The following is a 22,019-nucleotide window of genomic DNA, read 5'->3' on the forward strand; positions in this document are numbered from 1 at the left end:
CGTCGCCGAGTAGGGTGCCCGACCCTGGGAGAGCCCCGACCAAATGCCGTGCGTGCCAGGGGTGTTGTAGGGGAGGGCCCCTACGGGTGCGAAAAAGTGTTATCGGCCCGTCCTTCACCCCGTCTCCTCACTGTGATGCCGGACATAGCCAACATCCCAGGTCGGCCTGAGAGGGTGCGTGCAGAAAAGTAGGGACATCAGGCACCGGATCAGCCACCGAGAGGGCACCGTGGACACGCAGCACTGGCGCTCGACCATCGCCGCCGCGCAGGCCGGCGACCGGCAGGCGCTGGACGAGCTGGTCGAGGGCTGGCTCCCGCTCGTCTACAACATCGTCGGACGCGCCCTGAACGGCCACGCGGACGTCGACGACGTCGTCCAGGAGACGATGCTGCGTGCCGTCGACAACCTCGGTTCGCTGCGCGACCCGGACAGCTTCCGGTCCTGGCTGGTCGCGATCGCCATGCGGCAGATCCGGGACCGGGCCCGCCGCAGGACGCCGCAGCGGCTGTCCGACGACGAGCGGGCCTTGCCGCACGACGCCGCCGACTTCGCCGAACTCACCGTTCTGCGGCTCCAGTTGGAGGGTCAGCGGCGCGAGGTCGCGGAGGCGGTGCGCTGGCTGGACGACGAGGACCGGCAGCTGCTGTCGCTGTGGTGGCTGGAGGTCGCGGGCGAACTGACCCGGCGCGAGCTGGCGGCGGCCGTCGGGATCAGCCGACAGCACGCCGCCGTGCGCGTCCAGCGGATGAAGGAGCGCCTGGAGACCTCCCGCGGCATCGTGCGCGCCCTGGACGGCGCCTGCCCGGACCTGCGCGAACTGACCGGCCGCTGGAACGGGCGCCCCGACTCGGTGTGGCGCAAGCGGCTGGCCCGGCACATCCGGGGCTGCGGCTACTGCGGAGACACCCGCGAGTCGGTCGTACCGGCGGAGCGCCTGCTCGTCGGTATCGCGCTCGTCCCGATCCCGGTCGGCTTCACCCTCTCGCTGGCCTTCGGCGGCAAGACGGCGGTGGCCGCCACCGCCGCCGGCACGTCGGTCGGCTGGTCCGCCAAGGTGCTGAGCGCGCTCACCAAACCGGCCGTGGCGATGACCGCGGGCGCGACCATCGTGGCGGGCGGCGCCTACGTCGTCGTACAGACCCCGGACGATCCGCCGCCGCGTGCGGCCGTCTCGCCCACGGCTTCCCCGGCCGGCCCGACCGCCTCGTCGCCCGCCGCGCCGCCCACACGGTCGGCGTCACCCTCGCCCTCGCCGTCCGCGTCGCCGACGAAGAAGGCGGAGGCCTACGGCAGCGTCGTCGACGCCGTCGACCGGGCACCCGACCCGACCGCCAAGCCCGCGGCCCTGCCGCGCCGGCCCGAGACCGGCGTCACCAGCACCGGCGGCGCGCACGCCACCATGAACCACCGGGGCGACAGCGTCACGCTCAGCGGCAAGGGTTATGTGCTCGTGCGCTGGCAGATATCGCCGCAGTACCGGGCCGGCGGCCTGGTCATGCCGAGCTGGACCGGCCTGAAGGGCAAGCTCTTCCACGTCGCCTCGGGCGGCGGCCGCCGCATGGACGACCCCTTCAGCACCACCGACACCACCGCCACCGGCATGGGCAACGCGACCACCGGCTACGCCGTCCTGCCGTCCGGCACCCAGCAGATGTGGCAGAACGAGTACTTCTACGTCGACGGCAGCGTCACCCTCACCGTGAACGAGCGGGGCGCCGACTACGGCCTGAACGTCTTCCCGACGACCTGGGACAAGGTGGAGGAGGACGTGCTGAGCGGTCCCCCCGAGGGCGCGAGGCGCTACGGCCTCGTCCGCGACACCGGCGACGACGACACCCCCGTGCCGCAGTACGTCACCCGAGCGACCCCGGCCGATCCGGCGACGGTGCCTCAGCGCTCGCGCGTGTAGCGGTCCTGGGCGGCCATCACCTCGTCCCCGTGGTCGTGCGCCCAGGCGCCGAAGGCTTCGATCGGTGCGATCAACGTCCGCCCCAAGCCGGTGAGTTCGTACTCCACGCGCGGCGGCGACCCCCCGTACGCCCGCCGCGCGACGAGCCCGTTGAACTCCAGCCTGCGCAGCGTCTCCGTCAGCACCTTCTGACTGATCCCGCCGATGTGTGTCTGCAGCTCGCCGGGGCGCCTGGGGCCGTCCTTGAGGGCCCAGACCACCACAGGGTTCCAGGTGTTGGAGACGAGGTCGAAGGCGAGCCGGGTCCGGCAGTCGGCGAGGAACGCGTGGTCGATGGTCACGTACCGAATGGTGCCCGAGCGACTTCCTAGTGTCGTGCGTGTCGTGCGAAACGGACTCGCGCGAAACGCACTCGCGCGAAACGCACTCGCGCGAAACGGACTTGGGAGGGACGCATGCGCATCGGGATTCTCGGCACCGGCGGGATGGCGGACGCGCTCGGCACACAGTGGCGGCGGGCGGGACACGAGGTCGTCGTCGGAGGCCGCCGCTCGGGCGGGCTGCGGGAGGCGGCCCGGTCCGGGACGGACGCGGTGCTGCTGGCGGTGCCGTACGAGGCCGTGGTCGAGGTGGTCGCCGACCTCGCGGACGTGCTGCGTGGGCGGGTGCTGATCGACTGCACCAACCCCGTGGGCCCCGGCTTCCGCCTGCTCACCACCGGCGGGCCCGCCGCGGCCGAACGCATCGCCGCCGCGGCGCCCACCGCGCACGTGGTCAAGGCCTTCAACCTCTGCCACGAGGACGTCTGGCGGCTGACCCCACCGGTCTTCGACGGCCGCCCGCTGGCGGTCCCGCTGTGCGGCGACGACCCGGACGCGCTGTCCGTCGTACGACACCTCGTCCGCGACCTGGGCTGCGAACCGCTGGACGCGGGCGGCCTGGACCGGGCAGCCCTGGTGGAGGCCACGGCCGCGCTGCTGATCGGGTTGTGGGTGGGGGAAGGCGCGGACGCACAGGCGATCACACCGCCGCTCGCGTTCGCGGGGCCGCGCGCCTAGGGGGTGCTAGTCGACCCGCAGCCCCAGCAGTACGTCGACGCGGTTGGTCGTGATCGAGTCGACGCCCGCTTCCAGCAGGCGGCGCATGGAGCGGCGGGTGTCCGGGGTCCAGACGGAGAGCAGGCGGCCGTCGCGGTGGACGCGTTCGGCGAGGGCGCGGTCGACCAGGGTGAACCGGTAGTTGAGCCAGCGCGGCCGTATCGCGTCGAGCAGCGCGGGCCGCGGTGGCGCCAGGGTCGTCCAGGTGAGGGCGATCTCGGCGGACGGGTCGGCGGCGCGGACGGCGAGCATGGCGGGGGCGCCCGCGCAGTAGTACACGCGGTCCTGCGCGCCGCTCTCGCGTACGACGTCCACCATCCGGCGGGCCGCCCGCACGTCCGGCGTGCCGGGCAGGTCGAGCATCACCCGGCTGCCGTCGGTCGCCGCCAGCGCCTCGGCCAGGGTCGGCACCCCGCCCTCCGTCAGCTCGCGCACCTCGGCCGCCGACAGCGACAGCAGCGGACGGTCCCGCTCCCACAGCCGCTTCAGCGTCTGGTCGTGCAGCAGCACGGGGACGCCGTCCCGGGTGAGCCGTACGTCGATCTCCACCGCGTCCGCGCCCAGTTCGAGCGCGGAACGCAGTGAGTCGAGGGTGTTCTCACGGACGCGGTAGGGGTCGCCGCGGTGGGCCACGGCGGTCACGTTCTGCATGGGCCCCATTGTGATGGTGGTCAGGAGGCGAGCCACCCGGAGGTGTGGGTGTCGATCTCGTCCGCGATACGGGCTTTGCCGGCCGCGTCGAGGAAGGACGCCTCCACCGCGTTGCGGGCCAGGTCCGCCAGACCCCGCTCGTCGAGGTCGAGGAGGCGGGCGGCGACCGCGTACTCGTTGTTGAGGTCGGTGCCGAACATCGGCGGGTCGTCGGAGTTGATGGTGACCAGGACCCCGGCGCGTGTGAACTCCTTGATCGGGTGCTCGTCGAGGGTGCGGACCGCGCGCGTGGCGATGTTGGACGTCGGGCACACCTCCAGCGCGATGCGGTGCTCGGCGAGGTGCGCGAGGAGCTTCTCGTCCTGGGCGGAGCTGGTGCCGTGCCCGATCCGCTCGGCGCGCAGGTGGGTGAGCGCGTCCCACACCGTCTCCGGACCCGTGGTCTCGCCGGCGTGCGGCACCGAGCGCAGCCCGGCCGCGATCGCGCGGTCGAAGTACGGCTTGAACTGCGGGCGCGGTACGCCGACCTCGGGCCCGCCGAGCCCGAAGGAGACCAGGCCCTCCGGGCGCAGGCGGTCGTCGGTGGCGAGCCGGGTCGTCTCCTCGGCGGCCTCGAGACCGGCCTCGCCGGGGATGTCGAAGCACCAGCGCAGCACGGTCCCGAGCTCCGCCTCGGCCGCCTTGCGCGCGTCCTCGATCGCGTCCATGAAGGCCGCCTCGTCGATGCCGCGCCGGGTGGAGGAGAACGGGGTGATGGTCAGCTCCGCGTACCGCACCTGCTGGCGGGCCAGGTCCCGGGCCACCTCGTAGGTCAGCAGCCGCACGTCCTCCGGGGTGCGGATCAGGTCGACGACGGACAGGTACACCTCGATGAAGTGGGCGAAGTCCGTGAAGGTGAAGTAGTCGACCAGGGCCTCGGGGTCGGTGGGGACCTTGGAGTCGGGGTGGCGGGCGGCGAGTTCGGCGACGATGCGGGGGGAGGCGGAGCCCACGTGGTGGACGTGCAGTTCGGCCTTCGGCAGTCCGGCGATGAAGGCGTTCAGGTCACGAGTGGTCTGAGGGTCGACGAGGTGGTTGGTCAAGGGTGCCTCCCCGGGCAGGGCGCCAGGCACGTGTGCGGTGCGGCGCGGGTGATCGGCTGATCGAGTGCAGGGCCATCGTAGGCCGGGGGTACGGCCGTGGCGGGAGGGCGGTGGGGTACCGCGGGGTGTGCTCGGCGCAAGGGTGCCGGGGCGGGGCCCGGCGCCCGGGGTGCCGCTGCGCCCACCCGTGCCGCCCCAGGCGGCACGCATGCCCGCAGCTGGGCCGGGGTGCCGAGTGGCGGGGTGCGGTGGGACCGGGCCGTCAGGCGGGTGGGGCCAGGCCGTAGCATGGCGGGACGATCGACCTAGGGGGACGGACATGTCAGACGCAGCGCGGCCGGGCGGGGACGCCGGAGGCGGACACGACCCCTGGGCGCCGCCCGACAGCAGGCCCTCGCTGAGCAAGGACGAGACGCCCGGCGCTCCCCCGCCGTCCGCCCCGCAGCCGCCCTCCGTGCACGACCAGGCGACGATCGCCTCCCTGCCGGCCGACGGCTTCGCCGCCCCCGGCCCCGCCGGCTACGCCCCGCCGGGCTACGCGTCGCCCGGTGCGACCCCTCCCGTCGGCGGCCCCGGCGTGCCGCCCCCGCCCGTCGCGCCCACCGGTCCCGCCGCCGGTGGATACGGCTACCCCGGCTACCCGCAGGGCTACGGCTGGTCCGGGATGCCGATGGCTCCGCAGAACGGCATGGGCCTCGCCGCGATGGTGCTGGGCATCCTGTCCTGCTGCCTGTTCTGCCTGTACGGCGTGGTCTCGCTCGTGCTCGGCATCCTCGCCGTGGTCTTCGGGGTCAAGGGCCGCCGCAAGGCCGAGCGCGGCGAGGCCAACAACCACGGCCAGGCCCAGGCGGGCCTCATCATGGGCGTCATCGGCATCGTCCTCGGCGTCGCCGTGATCGTCCTGCTGGCGATCGGGATCACGGCCGCCTTCAACGAGGAATCGAACTACGGCGACGACGACTACTACGGCGCCCTCAGCTCCGTCGTGACGGTGTCCGCTCCGGTCGACCGCTGACAGCTCCCAAACGCTTTCCCCCGCGATGAGCTGGGCCACTACGATGCCTTGACTGTCAACGAGGGGAGAGCAGTTCATGTCTGACGCCAATCCCGGTCCCGGGGGATTCGGGCCACCGACACCACCGTCACAGCCGCCGTCGGGGGGATACGCCTATCCGCAGGCCGGCCAGCAGTCCGGCCCCGGTTACGGCTACCCGAACCCGGGTCCGTCCTACCCGGCCGCGCCTCCGGTGGGCTATCCGCAGGCGCACGGTTACGGGATGCCGCCGCAGCCGAGCAACGGCCTGGGCACCACCGGACTGGTGCTGGGCATCATCGGCGTGGTGTGCAGCGTGACCTTCTTCCTGTGGTTCTTCGGAGTCATCCTCGGAATCCTGGCGATCATCTTCGGCGCGATCGGCCGGGGTAAGGCCAACCGCGGGGAGGCGACCAACAAGGGCGCGGCGACCGCGGGGCTCGTGTGCGGCATCGTGGCCACCGTGATCCTGCCGTTGCTGGGGCTGCTGCTCTTCGCAAGCGTCATGAGCATGGCCTGACGCTGAGCGTCACGTGAAGGGCCGGCCCCCGGGCCGGCCCTTCGTCATGTCGCCCAGGCCCTCACGCTGCCCAGGCCCTCACGCTGCCCAGGCCCTCACGCTGCCCAGGCCCTCACGCTGCCCAGGCCCTCACGCTGCCTGCGGCCGTCATGCCGCTCCGGCCCGCAGCCGCTCCCGTGCCTCCACCAGCGCGAACCCCAGCAGGTTGGGACCCCGCCACCGCTCGGGGTCGGCGGCCCGCTCGTCGTCCGCGGCCAGCCCGATGCCCCACACCCGGTCCAGGGGACTGGCCTCCACCAGCACCCGGCCCCCGGTCCCCAGCAGGTACCCCCGCAGATCCGTGTGCGCGGCGAACTTGTGGACGCTGCCCTCGACGACGATCCCGAACCGCTCCCGCTCCCATATCGACTCGTCGAAGCCCCGCACCAGCCGCCCGGCCTTCTTCGCGACCGCGGGGTTCGCGGCCGTGACGGCCTTCTTCTCCGCCTCGGCGTCGCCGAACAGCCGGGCCTTCGACGCCATCATCCAGTGCTCCGCCGTCGCGTACCGCACCCCGTCCACCGTGAACGGCGACGGCCACCACTGGCTCAGGCAGCTCGCGCCCACCTGCCCGTCGGGCCGTGGCCGGTGCCCCCAGAAGTGGAGGTACTTGACCCTCGCCCCCGCGCGGACCTCCTTGACCAGGACGTCCCAAGAATCGATCTTCCCCATGCCGACGAGTCTGGCACGCACCACTGACACTCCGTCCCTTCTTTTCCATGCCGACTCGACACCTGGTCGACAGATTTCGTCGCGTAACCAAAAGGCAACAACGGAATCACTTGTTGCGGTGGCACGCCTCTGTCAGGATCGGCACTCAAATCGAGCTGGAGCTACGCCGCCCGTCCCCCGGGACGGGGCGCCGGCGGAGGAGAGCGACATGCAGAAACCGGGCACCGCCACCCCGGACCGATTTCCCGCCCAGGAGCATTTCGCGGACGGCGCGCAGTACATCGCGGGCCGCCTGACGAAGGGCACCTCCGGCCACACCCACGCCGTGGTCGATCCGGCCACCGGTGAGGAGGTGTACACGTACGAGCTCGCGGGCGCCGACGACGTCGACGCGGCCGTCGCCGCCGCGCGCAAGGCCTTCCCGGGCTGGGCTGGCGCCACGCCGGGCGAGCGCTCCGACGCCCTGCACCGCTTCGCCGCCGTCCTCGCCGACCGTGCCGAGGACTTCGCCCGGGCCGAGTCGCTCCAGTGCGGCAAGCCGCTGAAGCTGACGCGCGAGTTCGACGTCCCCGGCACGATCGACAACACCGCGTTCTTCGCAGGGGCGGCCCGCCACCTCTCCGGCCAGTCCGGCGGGGAGTACTCCCCTGACCACACCTCCTACGTGCGCCGCGAGCCCATCGGTGTCGTGGGCTCCATCGCGCCCTGGAACTACCCCCTTCAGATGGCCGCCTGGAAGATCCTCCCGGCGATCGCCGCGGGCAACACGATCGTGCTGAAGCCCGCCGAACTCACCCCGCTCACCTCGCTGCTGTTCGCGCGGGCCGCCACCGACGCCGGCATCCCGGACGGTGTGGTCAACATCGTCAGCGGCACCGGCAGGGAGGCCGGGGAGCGCCTGGTCGGCCACCCCGACGTGGCGATGACGTCCTTCACCGGCTCCACCGCCGTGGGCAAGCGGGTCGCGGAGATCGCCACCGCCACCGTCAAGCGCCTCCACCTGGAGCTGGGCGGCAAGGCGCCCTTCGTCGTCTTCGACGACGCCGATCTCGACGCCGCCGTCCACGGCGCGGTCGCGGGGGCGCTCATCAACACCGGCCAGGACTGCACGGCCGCCACGCGCGCGTATGTGCAGCGGCCCCTCTACGAGGCGTTCGTCGAGAAGACGGCGGCCCTCATGGAGACCGTCCGGCTCGGCGACCCCTTCGCCCCCGGCACCGACCTCGGCCCGCTGGTCTCGCACGCCCAGCGCGACCGGGTCGCCGCCTTCGTCGACCGTGCGCGTGCCTACGCGCGCGTGGTCACCGGCGGCGAGGTGCCGGGAGGAGACCTCGCGAACGGCGCGTACTACCGGCCGACGCTCATCGCCGACGCGCCCCAGGACGGCGAGGTCGTGCAGTCCGAGATCTTCGGCCCGGTCCTGGTCGTGCTGCCCTTCGACACCGACGACGAGGGCATCCGGCTCGCCAACGACACCCCCTACGGCCTCGCGGCCTCCGCGTGGAGCCGGGACGTCTACCGGGCGAACCGCGCCACACGTGAGATCAAGGCGGGGTGCGTGTGGGTCAACGACCACATCCCGATCATCAGCGAGATGCCGCACGGCGGATACCAGGCGTCCGGCTTCGGCAAGGACATGTCCACGTACTCGTTCGAGGAGTACACCCAGATCAAGCACGTCATGTTCGACAACACCGCGGTGGTCCGCAAGGACTGGCACCGCACTGTCTTCGGGGACCGATAGCAGCGACAGGCCGCCGACCACGGCCGCACCCGCGAAAGGGCAACCACGCGCATGGAGCAGTACGAGCCCGACCGCCTGTCTCCGGCCCAGGTGGCCGCCATCAGGCGCAGCTTCCGAGGCGGCCGGGCCGCCATGACCCGCCGTTCGCTGCTGCGCGCCTCCACGGGCGGAGCGCTGGCGCTGGGCGGCCTGGGGACGCTGAGCGCCTGCGGGATCCCCGCGGCCGGCAAGACCGCGGGGGGCACGTCCGCCGAGGACCGCTCGGCCAAGGAGAAGACGATCAACTTCTCCAACTGGACCGAGTACATGGACGTCGACGACAGCGGCAAGCACCACCCCACGCTGGACGCCTTCACCAAGCGCACCGGGATCAAGGTCAAGTACACCGAGGACATCAACGACAACAACGAGTTCTTCGGCAAGGTCAAGCCGCAGCTCGCCGCGGGCCAGGACACCGGCCGCGACATCATCGTCCTCACCGACTGGCTGGCCGCCCGGCTGATCCGCCTGGGGTGGGTCCAGAAACTGGACCCGTCCCTGCTGCCGCACGCCTTCGCCAACCTGTCCCAGCAGTTCCGCAGCCCCGACTGGGACCCGGGCCGCGCCTACTCGTACCCCTGGCAGGGCATCTCGACCGTCATCGCGTTCAACAAGAAGGCCCTCGACGGCGTCGAGGTGAAGTCGGTCTCCGACCTGCTCGACAACCCCAAGCTGAAGGGCCGCGTCGGCTTCCTGACCGAGATGCGCGACACCATCGGCATGACCCTGCTCGACATGGGCAGGGCCCCGGAGAAGTTCACCGACGACGACTACGACGCCGCGATCGCACGCCTGCAGAAGGGCGTCGACAACGGCCAGATACGTCGCTTCACCGGCAACGACTACACCTCCGACCTCACCAAGGGCGACCTGGCGGCCTGTATCGCCTGGGCCGGTGACGTCGTACAGCTCAAGGCGGACAGCCCCGACGTCGACTTCGTCGTCCCCGACAGCGGCTACCTGACGTCCAGCGACAACATGCTGATCCCCAACAGGGCCCGTCACAAGACGAACGCCGAACGGCTCATGGACTACTACTACGAGCCCGAGCCGGCAGCGGAGCTCGCCGCCTACATCAACTACGTCTGTCCCGTCGACGGAGTGAAGGACGAGCTTGCGAAGATCGACGAGGATGCGGCGAACAACCCGCTGATCATCCCCGACAAGGCCATGCAGGCGAAGTCCCACGCCTTCCGCTCCCTGAGCGCGGAGGAAGAGACCGCCTACGAAGCGAAGTTCGCGAAGCTCACTGGGGCGTGACGACGATGAAGACCACAGACAGCGGCAGCGGCGACGTCCGCCTCTCCGGGATCAGCAAGACCTACGGCTCCTTCACCGCCGTGCACCCGCTCGAACTGACCGTGCCGCAGGGCTCCTTCTTCGCCCTGCTCGGCGCCTCCGGCTGCGGCAAGACCACCACGCTGCGCATGATCGCGGGACTGGAGGAACCTTCCTCCGGCACCGTGCACCTCGGCGACCAGGACGTCACCGCCCTCCCGCCCTACAAGCGCCCGGTGAACACCGTCTTCCAGTCCTACGCCCTCTTCCCGCACCTCGACATCTTCGAGAACGTCGCCTTCGGCCTGCGCCGACGCGGCATCAGGAGCGTGAAGAAGCAGGTCGAGGACATGCTGGAGCTCGTCCAGCTCGGTGAGCAGGCCCGCAAGAAGCCGCACCAGCTCTCCGGCGGCCAGCAGCAGCGCGTCGCCGTGGCCCGGGCGCTGATCAACCACCCCAAGGTGCTCCTCCTCGACGAGCCCCTCGGCGCCCTCGACCTGAAGCTGCGCCGCCAGATGCAGCTGGAGCTCAAGCGCATCCAGACCGAGGTCGGCATCACCTTCGTCCACGTCACGCACGACCAGGAGGAGGCCATGACGATGGCCGACACGGTCGCCGTGATGAACGCGGGCCGCGTCGAACAGCTCGGCTCGCCCGCCGACCTGTACGAGAACCCGCAGACCACGTTCGTCGCCAACTTCCTCGGCACGTCCAACCTGATAGAGGCCGAGGTCGACACCAGGAGCGGCGACGACATCGTCCTGAAGGCGGGCGGCGGCAAGCTGGTGCTGCCGAAGGCGCGCTGTTCCGCGCCGACGACGACCGGCGGCAAGGTGCTCGTCGGCATCCGCCCGGAGAAGATCACCCTCACCCACGCCGACGACGCGGGCGGGATACCGGAGGGCCGCAACCGGATCACGGGGAAGATCGCCGACTCCAGCTTCATCGGCGTCTCCACGCAGTACGTCGTCGACAGCCCGGTCTGCCCCGAGTTCGAGGTCTACGCCCAGAACATCGACCGCGACGCCCGGCTCACCCCCGGCGCGGAGGTCGTCCTGCACTGGAACCCGCTCCACACCTTCGGCCTGGACGCCGCACAGGACATCGACGCCGGCATCGACGAAGAGGCGGCCTGATGTCCACGCTCACCGAGGCGCCACCGCCTCTCTCACCGACCGCAGCGGAGAAGAAGCCACCGCGCAGGTCAGGCCGCTGGACGCCGTACTGGCTGCTGCTGCCCGGCATCCTCTGGCTGCTCGTCTTCTTCGCGCTGCCGATGATCTACCAGGCCTCCACGTCCGTGCAGACGGGCTCCCTGGAGGAGGGCTACAAGGTCACCTGGCACGTCGCGACCTACTGGGACGCGCTGAGCGAGTACTGGCCGCAGTTCCTGCGCTCGGTCGCCTACGCGGCCGCCGCGACCGTCCTGTGCCTGGTGCTCGGCTACCCGCTCGCCTACCTGATCGCCTTCCGCGCGAGGCGCTGGCGCAACCTGATCCTGATCCTGGTGATCGCGCCGTTCTTCACCAGCTTCCTGATCCGCACCCTGGCCTGGAAGACGATCCTCGCCGACGGCGGCCCGGTGGTCGGCGCGCTCAACACGCTGCACGTCCTGGACGTCACCGACTGGCTCGGCTGGACGGCAGGCGACCGCGTCCTGGCCACGCCGCTCGCTGTCGTGTGCGGTCTGACGTACAACTTCCTGCCGTTCATGATCCTGCCGCTGTACACCTCGCTGGAGCGGATCGACGGGCGGCTGCACGAGGCGGCGGGCGACCTGTACGCCAGGCCGATCACCACCTTCCGCAAGGTCACCTTCCCGCTGTCGATGCCGGGCGTGGTCTCCGGCACGCTGCTGACCTTCATCCCGGCGGCCGGCGACTACGTCAACGCCGAACTCCTCGGCTCCACCGACACCCGCATGATCGGCAACGTCATCCAGACGCAGTTCCTGCGGATTCTGGACTATCCGACGGCGGCGGCCCTCTCGTTCCTTCTCATGGCCGCGATCCTTTTCATGGTCACCTTCTACATCCGCAGGTCCGGGACGGAGGATCTGGTCTAAATGCCCTTCGTCAACTGGCTCAGGAGAAATCTCGTCGTCCTCGCGGGACTCCTCACGCTCGCCTATCTCCTGCTGCCCAACGTCGTCGTCACGGTGTTCTCCTTCAACAAACCGAAGGGGCGCTTCAACTACGAGTGGCAGCAGTTCTCCACGGACGCCTGGAAGGACCCGTGCGGGGTCGCCGACCTGTGCGGCTCGCTGTCGATCAGCCTCCAGATCGCGTTCTGGGCGACGCTCGGCGCCACCCTCCTCGGCACGATGATCGCCTTCGCGCTGGTCCGCTACCGCTTCCGCGCGCGGGGCGCCGTCAACTCGCTGATCTTCCTGCCGATGGCGATGCCCGAGGTCGTCATGGCGGCCTCGCTGCTCACCCTGTTCCTCAACCTGGGTGCTCAGTTGGGATTCTGGACGATCCTGATCGCGCACATCATGTTCTGCCTCAGCTTCGTCGTGACGGCCGTCAAGGCGCGCGTGATGTCGATGGACCCACGTCTGGAGCAGGCGGCCCAGGACCTCTACGCCGGACCGGTGCAGACGTTCCTGCGGGTCACGCTGCCCATCGCGGCGCCCGGAATCGCGGCGGGCGCGCTGCTGGCCTTCGCGCTCTCCTTCGACGATTTCATCATCACCAATTTCAACGCGGGCTCGACCGTCACCTTCCCCATGTTCGTCTGGGGCTCGGCACAGCGCGGAACGCCCGTCCAGATCAATGTCATCGGCACAGCCATGTTCCTCGTCGCCGTGCTGTTCGTCCTGGCCTCCATGGTCATCGGAAACCGCCGCAACAAAAGAGCATCGCACTTGTAGGGAGTTGAAATCATGGCCCCAAGCGCCATGAGTCATTGGACAAAAGCGCTCTCCGACGCACAGCCGGTCCCGTACTGGCTGGAAGACCCCGGCAAGCCCCACCCCGAGCCCGCGCTCACCGGCGCCGAGACCTGCGACCTGCTGGTCGTCGGCGGCGGCTACAGCGGACTGTGGACCGCGCTCATCGCCAAGGAGCGCGACCCGCGACGGGACGTCGTCCTGCTGGAAGGCCGCGAGGTGGGCTGGGCCGCCTCGGGCCGCAACGGCGGCTTCTGTGCCGCCTCCCTCACCCACGGCCTGCCCAACGGCCTCGCCCGCTGGCCCGACGAGATCCGCCGGCTCCAGGAGCTGGGCGCCCGCAACCTCGACGAGATCGAGAAGGCGGTCGCCCGGCACGGCATCGACTGCGACTTCGAGCGCACCGGCGAGATCGACGTCGCGACCGAGACCTACCAGGCGTGGGAACTGCGCGACTGGTACGAGGAGATGCAGCGCCGGGGCCTCGCCGACGGCGTGGAGTTCCTGGACGCCGACGCGGTCCGCGAACAGGTCGACTCACCGACCTTCGAGGCGGGCCTGTGGGACCGCCGGGGCGTGGCCATGCTGCACCCGGCCAAGCTCGCCTGGGGCCTGAAACGGGCCTGCGTGCGCCTCGGCGTCCGCATCCACGAGCACACGCCCGCCCTCACCCTGAAGCCGTACGGCGCCGGCATGACCGTACGCACCCCGTACGGCTCGGTCCGCGCCCGCAAGGTCGCGCTCGGCACCAACATCTTCCCGAACCTGGTCCGGCGCGTACGGGCGTACACCGTCCCGGTCTACGACTACGCGTTGATGACCGAGCCACTGAGCGGGGACCAGCTGGCGTCGATCGGCTGGAAGAACCGCCAGGGGCTGGGCGACTCGGCGAATCAGTTCCACTACTTCCGGCTGTCCGCGGACAACCGGATCCTGTGGGGCGGCTACGACGCCGTCTACTCCTACGGCGGCCGGGTGCGCGCCGAGTACGACGACCGGCCGGAGACGTACGCCAAGCTCGCCGGGCACTTCTTCACCTGTTTCCCGCAGCTGGAGGGCGTCCGCTTCACGCACGCGTGGGGCGGGGCGATCGACACCTGCTCCCGCTTCTCGGCGTTCTTCGGCACCGCCCACCAGGGCAAGGTCGCGTACGCGGCGGGCTACACGGGCCTGGGCGTCGGCGCGACCCGCTTCGGCGCGGACGTGATGCTCGACCTGCTTGCGGGGGAGCGCACGGAGCGCACCGAGACGGCGATGGTGCGCAGGAAGCCGCTGCCCTTCCCGCCCGAGCCGTTCGCCTGGACCGGCATCGCGCTCACCAAATGGTCGCTGGCCCGGGCGGACGCGCACGGCGGGCGGCGCAACCTGTGGCTGAAGACCATGGACCGGCTGGGACTGGGCTTCGACAGCTGACTGTGATCCAGGTCACTTAATCGCGTGGGGTGAACCCGCGTAATGCCCGCCGGGGACCTTTCTCTTCCCTCGTGACGCCTCGTGATGCCGCGTGACGATTTCGCCGTCCACGAGAACCACGGAAGAACACGGAAGAACAGGGAGGTCCCCGCCATGACAGGGGCGAAGACGGCGGTCGCGTGGCTCGCATCCGTCGCACCGGATCCCGAGGCCTGCCGCTGGGAGTGGGAGCGCAGCCGCCACGGGGTCGCGTTGCTGCCCGCGGGCAGGGCCTGGGACGTGCTCATCCTGCCCGGTGAGCTCGGCTACCCCACCCTCGACGTGCTCACCCGCATCCTCGACCGGCCCGGCCCGGTGCTCGTCGACTTCGGTGACGCGCGCATGGGGTTCTTCGTGCCGCCGGGCACCGCGGCCCGCTGGCTCGGCACGGGCATCCGTACGGCCGGGGCCGGAACCTGGATCGTCGTGCCGTACCCGGGCCGGTCGACCGGCGGAGTGCGCTGGCTGGTGGCACCGGACGGCTCCGGCACCCTCACCGACCCGTCACTCCTCGAACTGGCCCTGCACGAGGCGGCGGCGGGGCTGGTCAGGAGGGGGCCGAGGCAGGAGCGGGAGGAGAGGGCTCAGTGGGCGGAGCGGGAGGAGTGAGGCGGCGGGGGTGCGCACCTGCCGTGAGCAGCAGCCACAGGGCGGCGAGCAGCACCGCGCACAGGCACCAACTGCCCACGACGTCCAGGGGCCAGTGATAGCCCCGCCTCACCAACCCGAAGGACACGCCCGACACCAGGGCGGCGCAGGCGACGACGAGCGCGCGACGGACGAGGGCCGAGCGCAGCCAGGGAAGCAGGAGCAGGGTCGCGCCGCCGTACGCGACGGCGGCCGTGGCCGTGTGTCCCGAGGGGTAGTAGCCGATGCCCGGAGGCATGACGGAGGTGCCGTGCCGGGCGGTCCACTCCTTCAGGGGCACCACCAGCGCCGGCACCAGGGCCATCAGGACGGCCGCCGCGACGGGCGGCAGCCACCAGCGGTCCGTCCCCGCACCACGCCCGCGCCAGGCCACGTAGCCGATCGCGGCCGCCAGGACCGGGACCGCGACCTCGATCCTGCCGAGGTCGGAGAGGAACTCGGAGAGCCGGTCCGGGTGGAGGAGGAAGCGGCTCGCGTGCGCGTCGGCGCGCAGCAGCGGCCCGTCGGCGAGGACCTGCCAGGTGATCAGGGCGAAGACAAGGGCCGGAAGGCCGAGCAGGAGGACGGCGAGGCACATGGGCCCCAGCCTGTCAGGCGAAGCGGAGAAGGAGGTCGGCCACCCCGGAACAGGGGGGGTGGTTCCGGGGTGGCCGTCCGGATCGGGTCGTCGCGCGCCCCGGGGGGTTTGGGGCGGGCGACTGTCCGATCGGTGAGGAGATCCGGAGCCGTCAGGTCCCGGTTGTGTGCGCGAGGGCACGACCAGGTCGAAGCTGGGGAGGCCCCAACCTGGGGTTCGCCCACAGTCCCCTGTGAGCGGGTGTATCTCTCATCTCGGTAGAACCTACGGCAGCCAATGGCCCCGCGACAGACGCATCGGCCTTACGCCATCCACCTCGCACACCTTCTTCACACGCTCTGCCTCTGGCCCCACCCGGCCCGGCGATCAGATGCGCGCGAAGGCCTGCTCGATGATGTCGAGACCCTCGTTCAGCAGGTCCTCGCCGATCACCAGCGGGGGCAGGAAACGCAGCACGTTGCCGTAGGTGCCACAGGTCAGGACCAGCAGGCCCTCCTGGTGGCAGGCCTTGGCGAGCGCGGCCGTCGCCTCCGGGTTCGGCTCCTTCGTCGTACGGTCCTTCACCAGCTCGATCGCGATCATCGCGCCACGACCGCGCACGTCGCCGATCACGTCGAACTTCTCGGCGATGGCGGTCAGACGTGCCTTCATGATCGCCTCGATGTTCTTCGCCCGGGCGTTGAGGTCGAGCTCCTTCATGGTCTCGATCGAGCCGAGGGCACCCGCGCAGGCGACGGGGTTGCCGCCGTAGGTGCCGCCGAGGCCACCTGCGTGCGCGGCGTCCATGATCTCGGCGCGGCCGGTGACGGCGGCGAGCGGCAGACCGCCCGCGATGCCCTTCGCCGTGGTGATCAGGTCCGGGACGATGCCCTCGTCCTCGCAGGCGAACCACTGGCCGGTGCGGCAGAAGCCGGACTGGATCTCGTCGGCGACGAAGACGATGCCGTTGTCCTTCGCGAACTGGCTGATCGCGGGCAGGAAGCCCTTGGCCGGCTCGATGAAGCCGCCCTCGCCGAGCACCGGCTCGATGATGATCGCGGCCACGTTCTCCGGGCCGACCTGCTTGGTGATCTGGTCGATGGCCTGCGCGGCGGCCTCCGGGCCCGCGTTCTCCGGCCCGGTCGGCCAGCGGTAGCCGTAGGCGACCGGCACGCGGTACACCTCGGGCGCGAACGGGCCGAAGCCGTGCTTGTACGGCATGTTCTTCGCCGTCAGCGCCATGGTGAGGTTCGTACGGCCGTGGTAGCCGTGGTCGAACACGACGACCGCCTGCCGCTTGGTGTAGGAGCGGGCGATCTTGACGGCGTTCTCGACGGCCTCGGCGCCGCTGTTGAACAGCGCGGACTTCTTGGCGTGGTCGCCCGGAGTCAGCTCGGCGAGGGCCTCGGCGACCTCCACGTAGCCCTCGTACGGCGTGACCATGAAACAGGTGTGGGTGAAGTCGGCGAGCTGCGCCGACGCACGGCGTACGACCGCCTCGGCGGAGGCACCGACACTGGTGACCGCGATGCCGGAGCCGAAGTCGATGAGCCGGTTGCCGTCGACGTCCTCGATGATGCCGCCGCCCGCGCGCGCGGTGAACACGGGCAGCACCGAGCCCACGCCCTGCGCGACCGCGGCGAGGCGGCGGGCCTGCAACTCCTGCGACTTGGGGCCGGGGATGGCGGTGACGACGCGGCGCTCCTGCGGAAGTGCGCTCATGAGGGGCTCCAGGGGGATTTGCGGATGCTTGCCTTCTTTTCTCGCAGGCTAGAACCGGGTGAGAGAGGTGGGCATGCTCCATGTGGGCGTTGTCGGCGCCTTGGCTTGTCCGTGGTGGACATGGCGCCGCCGGGGCGCTTACCCGTCGCACCGGCCGCGTAAGCGGTGAACTCCCCGGGGGACCACGTTAGATTGACTCGCTGACGGTTGTACGGAACGGCAGGTCAGGGGGCAAGCCCGATGGAGAGCGACGGGACGCAGGACGCGCGGGGTACGCATGCGAATCCTGTGCCGCGCCCGGCGGCACCGCCGAACCCGCCCGCGGTGCCACCGCGGCCGGCCCGCGCGCCGCACGTGGTGGAACAGGGCGGGCAGCAGGCCGGGCAGCATCCGCACGGCGCGCAGCCCCGCACGGCCGTCGCCGACTGGCTCGACGCACCCCGCCCGGCCGTCAAGCCGGGCATCTGGCGTTACGGATACCGCCTGCCCAAGGCCGCGCAGTCGGCGGAGCGGATCGCCCCGGTCACGATCGTCGGCCTGCTGATCCCGCTGGTCGTGGCGCTCCTGCTGTGGTCGCTGTGGCGTGACGGCAGCATGCCCTACCAGTGGGTGCTGCTGAAGCTGTTCACCCCGGACGACTGGTGGTGGACCGGCACCGTCTCGCCCAAGGGGCTCGAGGGGTCGGAGGCCCGCGTGGTCTACGACGGCGTCTTCTTCGCCGTCCTCGTCTACGCCGCCGGCCGCCTGGGCAGCTGGCCCGACGTCCTGCGCCACTTCATCGGGCGCCGGCCGCAACCCGCGCGGGCACTGCTCGCCGCCCTGGCCGCGCTCGTCGCCCTGAGCCTCGTCTTCCCGGGCGCCTTCCCCGGCGTCGGCTGGGACGCCCTGCCCGTCGTCGACCCCGTCTTCTCCCTCGTCGTGCTGATCGCCGGCGGCTACGAGCTGTTCCAGTCGCAGCTGTACACCAACCTCCTCTACACGCTCATCACCCTGCTCGTGGTGTGGCCGTTCGCCCGGATCGGCGGCTGGTGGGGGTACGCGAAGGCCCGGCTCGCCGCCCGGCGCTCCCACCGCGACCCCACCGCGCCGCCCGCCCCGGACCTGCCGCGCGCGCAGTGGCCCGAGCTGCGGGAGGCCGGCCAGTACGAGGCGGCGGAACTGCTGACCGCCGAGGTGGCGGGCGGCCGGATGAACGACGTGGACTGCGCCCGGGTGGAGCACGCCTGGACCGTGGCCCGGCGGGGCGCGAACCTCGCGGCCTTCCGGGACACCGTGCTCCGGCAGGGCGGCGCGGCCTGGACCCACCCGTCCGGCGCCCGCGACCTGCCCCACCGCGCCGCCCGGCACGACCTGCTCGCCGGCCAGGTCCGCGTCGGGCGGTGGGTGCCCGCCGAGCGGACCCCGCGCGCCTATCACGACGCGGGCGCGGCACTGGGCCCCGAGGCGCTGGGCACCTCGCTCCTCGCCGTCGGACCCTCCGGCTCCGGCAAGACCCGCAACCTGATCGAGCCCCTGACCGAGGCGCTGGCCCTCCAGGCCCTCACCGGACAGTGCGCTGTCGTCGTGGTCTCCGCCGCGGGCACCCCGCTCGTCTCCGACTCCGCCTTCGACGTGATCGTGCGGATCGGCGACCGCGCCTCCCTCCACGACCTGGACCTCTACGCGGACAGCGACGACCCGGACGAGGCGGCCGCCTTCCTCGCCGAAGGACTCGTGGGCGACCTCGACACCGTCACCGGCCAGGGCGCCGCCACCGCCCTCGCCCAGGTGCTCGCCCCCTACCGCGCCGTCCACGGCCGCTTCCCGGAACTGCCCGTGCTGCGCGAGCTCCTGGAGGGCGAGCCGGCCGCGCTGTCCGCCCTGCGGGACGCCCTCGCGGGCGACGAACACACCGTGCTGCGCCGCGAACTCGACGCCCGGATCCGGCAGTCGGGCACCCCCGGCGACGCGGGCCGCGCCCTCGCCGACCGGCTCGCCCTGCTGAACCGGCCCGCCTTCGAGGGCTTCTTCGGCGGGAGCGGCAGGGGCAGCGGGAGCGGGGGAGGGAACGAGGGCCGGGCCGGGGGAGAAGAGGACGGGCCCCGCCTGTTCTCGCTGCGCTCGATGGCCCACCATCCGCTGCGGGTCCGCATCGACCTGCCCGACCAGGGCCACGAGGAGGCCGCCCGGCTGATCACCCGGCTCGTCCTCGCCCAGTTCACCGCCGTCGTACGGGACGGGCGGCGCCCCCACTTCGCCTGTCTGCTCCTCGACGACGCCACCGGCACCGTCACCACCGACTCGGTACGCCGCATCCAGCGCATGCGCTCCCAGAACGCGGGCGTCGTCCTCGCCCTGCGCAGCATCGCCGACGTTCCCGAGGCGCTGCACGGCCCGCTGTACGGGGCCGTCGGCTGCCGGATGGCGTTCTCCGGTGTGACGACGTGGGACGGCGGCCGGTTCGCCCAGGCCTGGGGCACCGAGTGGGTGGAGACACGGGACGTTGCCAAGCACACCGTCTTCGCCGACCAGCCGATGACCCGCGCCATCCACGCCCTGCGCAAGCTCGTCACCGGCAAGGCCGTGACCACGGACGCGGTGACCGTACGACAGGTCGAGCGGGAGCGCTGGTCGGCGTCCGAACTGGCCCACCAGGTGCCGCCGGGCCACGCCGTGCTGTCGCTGACGACGGTCCAGGGCGAGCACGCGCCGCCGCTGCTGCTGGACCTGCGTGGCTGAGCGTCACGTTCCGGCCATGAGGTCGGCCGTCGGGGCACGGGGGGACCGTACGGTGAGGCAGAATCGACACAGGTCGTTCATACGCGGCGGCCAAAAGGTCACAGAGATCTCACCGATATGAAGGCCCGATGCCTCCCACGCTCGCCTCGCTCGTTCACCACTCCGCGCTCAAGCTGACCGTCCGCGCGGGAGAGGACCGCCTGGACGTGCCCGTCCGCTGGGCGCACGTCAGCGAGCTCGCCGACCCCGTGCCGTACATGGAGGGCGGGGAGCTGCTGCTCATCACCGCGCTCACGCTGGACGCGGAGGACCCCGAGGCGATGCGGCGCTATGTGAAGCGCCTGGTCGCGGCGGGCGTCGTCGGACTCGGCTTCGCCGTCGGGGTCAACTACGAGGAGATCCCGAAGGCGCTCGTCGACGCGGCCAGGGAGGAGGGCCTGCCCCTCCTCGAGGTGCCGCGCCGCACCCCCTTCCTGGCGATCAGCAAGGCGGTGTCCGCGGCGATCGCCGCCGACCAGTACCGGGCCGTCACGGCGGGCTTCGCGGCCCAGCGCGACCTGACAAGGCAAGCGCTCACCGACGGCCCCGAGGGGCTGCTCGCCGGTCTCGCCGCCCAGGTCGACGGATGGGCCGCGCTCTACGACGCCTCGGGCGCCGTCGTCGCGGCCGCACCCGAGTGGGCGGGGCGGCGGGCCGCACGTCTCACGACGGACGTCGAACGGCTGCGGGAGCGGCCCGCACCGGCCTCTTCGGTGGTCGGCGGACCCGAGAACGACGACCGCGTCGAACTCCACTCTCTCGGCACCGGACGCCGTCCGCGCGCCGCGCTCGCCGTCGGCACGGCGGCCGCCCTCGGCACCGCCGAGCGGTACGCCGTCCACTCGGCCATCGCCTTGCTGACGCTCACGACGGAACGGTCGCGGTCGCTCCAGGAGGCGGAACAGCGGGTGGGTGCGGCAGTGCTGCGCATGCTGCTCGCGGGCGAGCCGGACCACGCGCGGGCGGTGGCCGGGAGCCTCTACGGCGGTCTGCTGGACGCGCCGTTCCGGGTGATCGTCGCCGAGTCGGCGTCCGGGTCGGCCGCCCGGGCCCATGCCGAGGCGCAGACGCACGCGCGCGTGCCGGCGGCCAAGCCGTCTGCCGCGGTTCTGGCTGTCGCGGACGCCGGGGGTGATCCGCTGGGCGGGCTCGGCGAGATCGTCGAGGCCGCGGCGGCGCGCGCGGGGGAGGCCGTGCTCGTCGTGCCGGACGGGGAGCGGTTGGTGATGCTCGCCGTGGACGGGGGTGCCGCCGTGGCGGCCTGCGGGGACTTCGCGGCGGCGCTGGAGGCCGCGCGGGCTGCGGGGGCTGTCGTGCGGGAACCGGTCGGGGGCGGGGAGGAGGACGAACTGGTCGTGGGGCTGTCCGCGCCGGCCGGTCCGATCGCCGCGGCGGCCGCGTACAAGCAGGCCGAGCAGGCGTTGTCGGTGGCTCGGCGGCGGGGGCGGGTGCTGGTGGAGCACGAGCAGTTGGCGGCGGGGTCCGTGGTGCCGTTGCTCGCCGACGATGCGGTGAAGGCGTTCGCGGACGGGCTGTTGCGGCCGCTGTACGAGCATGACGCGACGGGGCGGGGGGATCTGGTCGCGTCCCTGAGGGCGTGGCTGTCGCGGCACGGGCAGTGGGACGCGGCGGCGGCGGATCTGGGAGTGCACCGGCACACCTTGCGGTACCGCATGCGGCGGGTGGAGGAGATCCTCGGGCGGTCGCTGGACGAGGCGGACGCGCGGATGGAGTTGTGGCTGGCACTGAAGGCCACGTCCGCGGAGTAGGCACCGTGGGCTGGTGAGGGCGCTTCCGGGGGCTCCGCCCCGAGGCCCCCGGCCTCTGCCCACCCACTACCCGACTCGCTTGGATGATGACCGGCCCCCAGCGGTACCCCGCCAATTCGGCGCGCCCCAACTCCCCACCACTCCATCCCGGACAAACG

Annotated in this window: 19 protein-coding genes; 13 read left to right on the forward strand and 6 right to left on the reverse strand. The window is 71.7% G+C overall.

Going from position 1 to position 22,019, the window contains the following annotated elements:
* The first annotated feature begins 229 nt into the window (after positions 1 to 229).
* The gene (locus ACFYWX_RS10910) at positions 230 to 1,912 is read left to right on the forward strand and encodes a sigma-70 family RNA polymerase sigma factor (protein WP_389423644.1); all 1,683 of its coding nucleotides are present in this window, start codon (positions 230 to 232) and stop codon (positions 1,910 to 1,912) included.
* Here the strand turns inward: ACFYWX_RS10910 and ACFYWX_RS10915 are convergent.
* Entirely contained in the window at positions 1,894 to 2,253 is a 360-nt protein-coding gene (locus tag ACFYWX_RS10915; protein ID WP_389423645.1) for a winged helix-turn-helix transcriptional regulator, read from the reverse strand. The genes ACFYWX_RS10910 and ACFYWX_RS10915 overlap by 19 nt on opposite strands.
* Before the next feature lie 114 nt (positions 2,254 to 2,367).
* On the opposite strand from ACFYWX_RS10915, the gene ACFYWX_RS10920 reads away from it, so the two are divergent.
* Entirely contained in the window at positions 2,368 to 2,970 is a 603-nt protein-coding gene (locus ACFYWX_RS10920; RefSeq protein ID WP_389423646.1) for an NADPH-dependent F420 reductase, read from the forward strand.
* A gap of 6 nt (positions 2,971 to 2,976) precedes the next feature.
* Here the strand turns inward: ACFYWX_RS10920 and ACFYWX_RS10925 are convergent, their stop codons facing one another.
* Both ACFYWX_RS10925 and ACFYWX_RS10930 read right to left on the reverse strand, forming a co-directional pair.
* Positions 2,977 to 3,660: a glycerophosphodiester phosphodiesterase gene (locus ACFYWX_RS10925; RefSeq protein WP_389423647.1), complete on the reverse strand. Its 684-nt coding sequence runs from the start codon at positions 3,658 to 3,660 to the stop codon at positions 2,977 to 2,979.
* 20 nt (positions 3,661 to 3,680) lie between these two features.
* The gene (locus ACFYWX_RS10930) at positions 3,681 to 4,742 is read right to left on the reverse strand and encodes an adenosine deaminase (protein WP_389423648.1); all 1,062 of its coding nucleotides are present in this window, start codon (positions 4,740 to 4,742) and stop codon (positions 3,681 to 3,683) included.
* A 319-nt stretch (positions 4,743 to 5,061) separates the two neighbouring features.
* On the opposite strand from ACFYWX_RS10930, the gene ACFYWX_RS10935 reads away from it, so the two are divergent.
* The gene (locus ACFYWX_RS10935; RefSeq protein ID WP_389423649.1) at positions 5,062 to 5,757 is read left to right on the forward strand and encodes a DUF4190 domain-containing protein; all 696 of its coding nucleotides are present in this window, start codon (positions 5,062 to 5,064) and stop codon (positions 5,755 to 5,757) included.
* Between the two features lie 76 nt (positions 5,758 to 5,833).
* Positions 5,834 to 6,295, forward strand: a complete 462-nt coding sequence (locus ACFYWX_RS10940) for a DUF4190 domain-containing protein (protein ID WP_389423650.1) — start codon at positions 5,834 to 5,836, stop codon at positions 6,293 to 6,295.
* A 147-nt stretch (positions 6,296 to 6,442) separates the two neighbouring features.
* Here the strand turns inward: ACFYWX_RS10940 and ACFYWX_RS10945 are convergent, their stop codons facing one another.
* Positions 6,443 to 7,006, reverse strand: coding sequence for an NADAR family protein (locus ACFYWX_RS10945; protein WP_389423751.1), 564 nt, complete (start codon positions 7,004 to 7,006; stop codon positions 6,443 to 6,445).
* Between the two features lie 208 nt (positions 7,007 to 7,214).
* Here ACFYWX_RS10945 and ACFYWX_RS10950 point away from each other — a divergent pair, with 208 nt between their 5' ends.
* The 7 genes from ACFYWX_RS10950 to ACFYWX_RS10980 all read left to right on the forward strand — a co-directional run bounded on the left by ACFYWX_RS10950 (position 7,215) and on the right by ACFYWX_RS10980 (position 15,018).
* Positions 7,215 to 8,750 (forward strand): gamma-aminobutyraldehyde dehydrogenase, encoded by a 1,536-nt coding sequence (locus tag ACFYWX_RS10950; protein WP_389423651.1) that lies wholly within the window; start codon positions 7,215 to 7,217, stop codon positions 8,748 to 8,750.
* A 51-nt stretch (positions 8,751 to 8,801) separates the two neighbouring features.
* Positions 8,802 to 10,049, forward strand: coding sequence for a spermidine/putrescine ABC transporter substrate-binding protein (locus ACFYWX_RS10955; RefSeq protein ID WP_389423652.1), 1,248 nt, complete (start codon positions 8,802 to 8,804; stop codon positions 10,047 to 10,049).
* Positions 10,046 to 11,203: an ABC transporter ATP-binding protein gene (locus tag ACFYWX_RS10960; protein ID WP_389423653.1), complete on the forward strand. Its 1,158-nt coding sequence runs from the start codon at positions 10,046 to 10,048 to the stop codon at positions 11,201 to 11,203. The genes ACFYWX_RS10955 and ACFYWX_RS10960 overlap by 4 nt, the downstream gene beginning before the upstream one ends.
* The gene (locus tag ACFYWX_RS10965; protein WP_389423654.1) at positions 11,203 to 12,132 is read left to right on the forward strand and encodes an ABC transporter permease; all 930 of its coding nucleotides are present in this window, start codon (positions 11,203 to 11,205) and stop codon (positions 12,130 to 12,132) included. The genes ACFYWX_RS10960 and ACFYWX_RS10965 overlap by 1 nt, the downstream gene beginning before the upstream one ends.
* The gene (locus ACFYWX_RS10970; protein WP_389423655.1) at positions 12,133 to 12,939 is read left to right on the forward strand and encodes an ABC transporter permease; all 807 of its coding nucleotides are present in this window, start codon (positions 12,133 to 12,135) and stop codon (positions 12,937 to 12,939) included.
* Between the two features lie 12 nt (positions 12,940 to 12,951).
* Positions 12,952 to 14,370, forward strand: coding sequence for an NAD(P)/FAD-dependent oxidoreductase (locus ACFYWX_RS10975; RefSeq protein ID WP_389423656.1), 1,419 nt, complete (start codon positions 12,952 to 12,954; stop codon positions 14,368 to 14,370).
* A gap of 153 nt (positions 14,371 to 14,523) precedes the next feature.
* Positions 14,524 to 15,018, forward strand: coding sequence for a hypothetical protein (locus ACFYWX_RS10980; RefSeq protein ID WP_389423657.1), 495 nt, complete (start codon positions 14,524 to 14,526; stop codon positions 15,016 to 15,018).
* On the opposite strand, the gene ACFYWX_RS10985 is transcribed toward ACFYWX_RS10980, so the two are convergent.
* Both ACFYWX_RS10985 and gabT read right to left on the reverse strand, forming a co-directional pair.
* A complete protein-coding gene (locus tag ACFYWX_RS10985) occupies positions 14,957 to 15,634 on the reverse strand; it encodes a phosphatase PAP2 family protein (RefSeq protein ID WP_389423658.1) in 678 nt (225 codons plus the stop codon). The genes ACFYWX_RS10980 and ACFYWX_RS10985 overlap by 62 nt on opposite strands.
* A gap of 366 nt (positions 15,635 to 16,000) precedes the next feature.
* Positions 16,001 to 17,335: a 4-aminobutyrate--2-oxoglutarate transaminase gene (gene gabT, locus ACFYWX_RS10990; protein WP_389423659.1), complete on the reverse strand. Its 1,335-nt coding sequence runs from the start codon at positions 17,333 to 17,335 to the stop codon at positions 16,001 to 16,003.
* A 240-nt stretch (positions 17,336 to 17,575) separates the two neighbouring features.
* Between gabT and ACFYWX_RS10995 the strand changes: the two genes are divergently transcribed.
* Both ACFYWX_RS10995 and ACFYWX_RS11000 read left to right on the forward strand, forming a co-directional pair.
* On the forward strand, positions 17,576 to 20,053 hold the full coding sequence (locus ACFYWX_RS10995) for an ATP/GTP-binding protein (protein ID WP_389423660.1): 2,478 nt from the start codon (positions 17,576 to 17,578) through the stop codon (positions 20,051 to 20,053).
* A 128-nt stretch (positions 20,054 to 20,181) separates the two neighbouring features.
* On the forward strand, positions 20,182 to 21,861 hold the full coding sequence (locus tag ACFYWX_RS11000) for a PucR family transcriptional regulator (RefSeq protein ID WP_389423661.1): 1,680 nt from the start codon (positions 20,182 to 20,184) through the stop codon (positions 21,859 to 21,861).
* Positions 21,862 to 22,019: the final 158 nt, after the last annotated feature.

Source organism: Streptomyces sp. NPDC002888, assembly GCF_042888465.1.
In the GTDB taxonomy this organism is placed as follows: Bacteria; Actinomycetota; Actinomycetes; order Streptomycetales; family Streptomycetaceae; genus Streptomyces.

What these genes read in the sequence shown, in the direction of transcription:
- ACFYWX_RS10965 (WP_389423654.1), top strand. Translation starts at nt 11,203, where the DNA reads ATGTCCACGCTCACCGAGGCGCCACCGCCTCTCTCACCGACCGCAGCG.
- ACFYWX_RS10980 (WP_389423657.1), top strand. Translation starts at nt 14,524, where the DNA reads ATGACAGGGGCGAAGACGGCGGTCGCGTGGCTCGCATCCGTCGCACCG.
- ACFYWX_RS10995 (WP_389423660.1), top strand. Translation starts at nt 17,576, where the DNA reads ATGGAGAGCGACGGGACGCAGGACGCGCGGGGTACGCATGCGAATCCT.
- ACFYWX_RS10975 (WP_389423656.1), top strand. Translation starts at nt 12,952, where the DNA reads ATGGCCCCAAGCGCCATGAGTCATTGGACAAAAGCGCTCTCCGACGCA.
- ACFYWX_RS10985 (WP_389423658.1), bottom strand. Translation starts at nt 15,634, where the DNA reads ATGTGCCTCGCCGTCCTCCTGCTCGGCCTTCCGGCCCTTGTCTTCGCC.
- ACFYWX_RS10955 (WP_389423652.1), top strand. Translation starts at nt 8,802, where the DNA reads ATGGAGCAGTACGAGCCCGACCGCCTGTCTCCGGCCCAGGTGGCCGCC.
- gabT (WP_389423659.1), bottom strand. Translation starts at nt 17,335, where the DNA reads ATGAGCGCACTTCCGCAGGAGCGCCGCGTCGTCACCGCCATCCCCGGC.
- ACFYWX_RS10925 (WP_389423647.1), bottom strand. Translation starts at nt 3,660, where the DNA reads ATGCAGAACGTGACCGCCGTGGCCCACCGCGGCGACCCCTACCGCGTC.
- ACFYWX_RS10935 (WP_389423649.1), top strand. Translation starts at nt 5,062, where the DNA reads ATGTCAGACGCAGCGCGGCCGGGCGGGGACGCCGGAGGCGGACACGAC.
- ACFYWX_RS11000 (WP_389423661.1), top strand. Translation starts at nt 20,182, where the DNA reads ATGCCTCCCACGCTCGCCTCGCTCGTTCACCACTCCGCGCTCAAGCTG.
- ACFYWX_RS10920 (WP_389423646.1), top strand. Translation starts at nt 2,368, where the DNA reads ATGCGCATCGGGATTCTCGGCACCGGCGGGATGGCGGACGCGCTCGGC.
- ACFYWX_RS10945 (WP_389423751.1), bottom strand. Translation starts at nt 7,006, where the DNA reads ATGGGGAAGATCGATTCTTGGGACGTCCTGGTCAAGGAGGTCCGCGCG.
- ACFYWX_RS10970 (WP_389423655.1), top strand. Translation starts at nt 12,133, where the DNA reads ATGCCCTTCGTCAACTGGCTCAGGAGAAATCTCGTCGTCCTCGCGGGA.
- ACFYWX_RS10940 (WP_389423650.1), top strand. Translation starts at nt 5,834, where the DNA reads ATGTCTGACGCCAATCCCGGTCCCGGGGGATTCGGGCCACCGACACCA.
- ACFYWX_RS10950 (WP_389423651.1), top strand. Translation starts at nt 7,215, where the DNA reads ATGCAGAAACCGGGCACCGCCACCCCGGACCGATTTCCCGCCCAGGAG.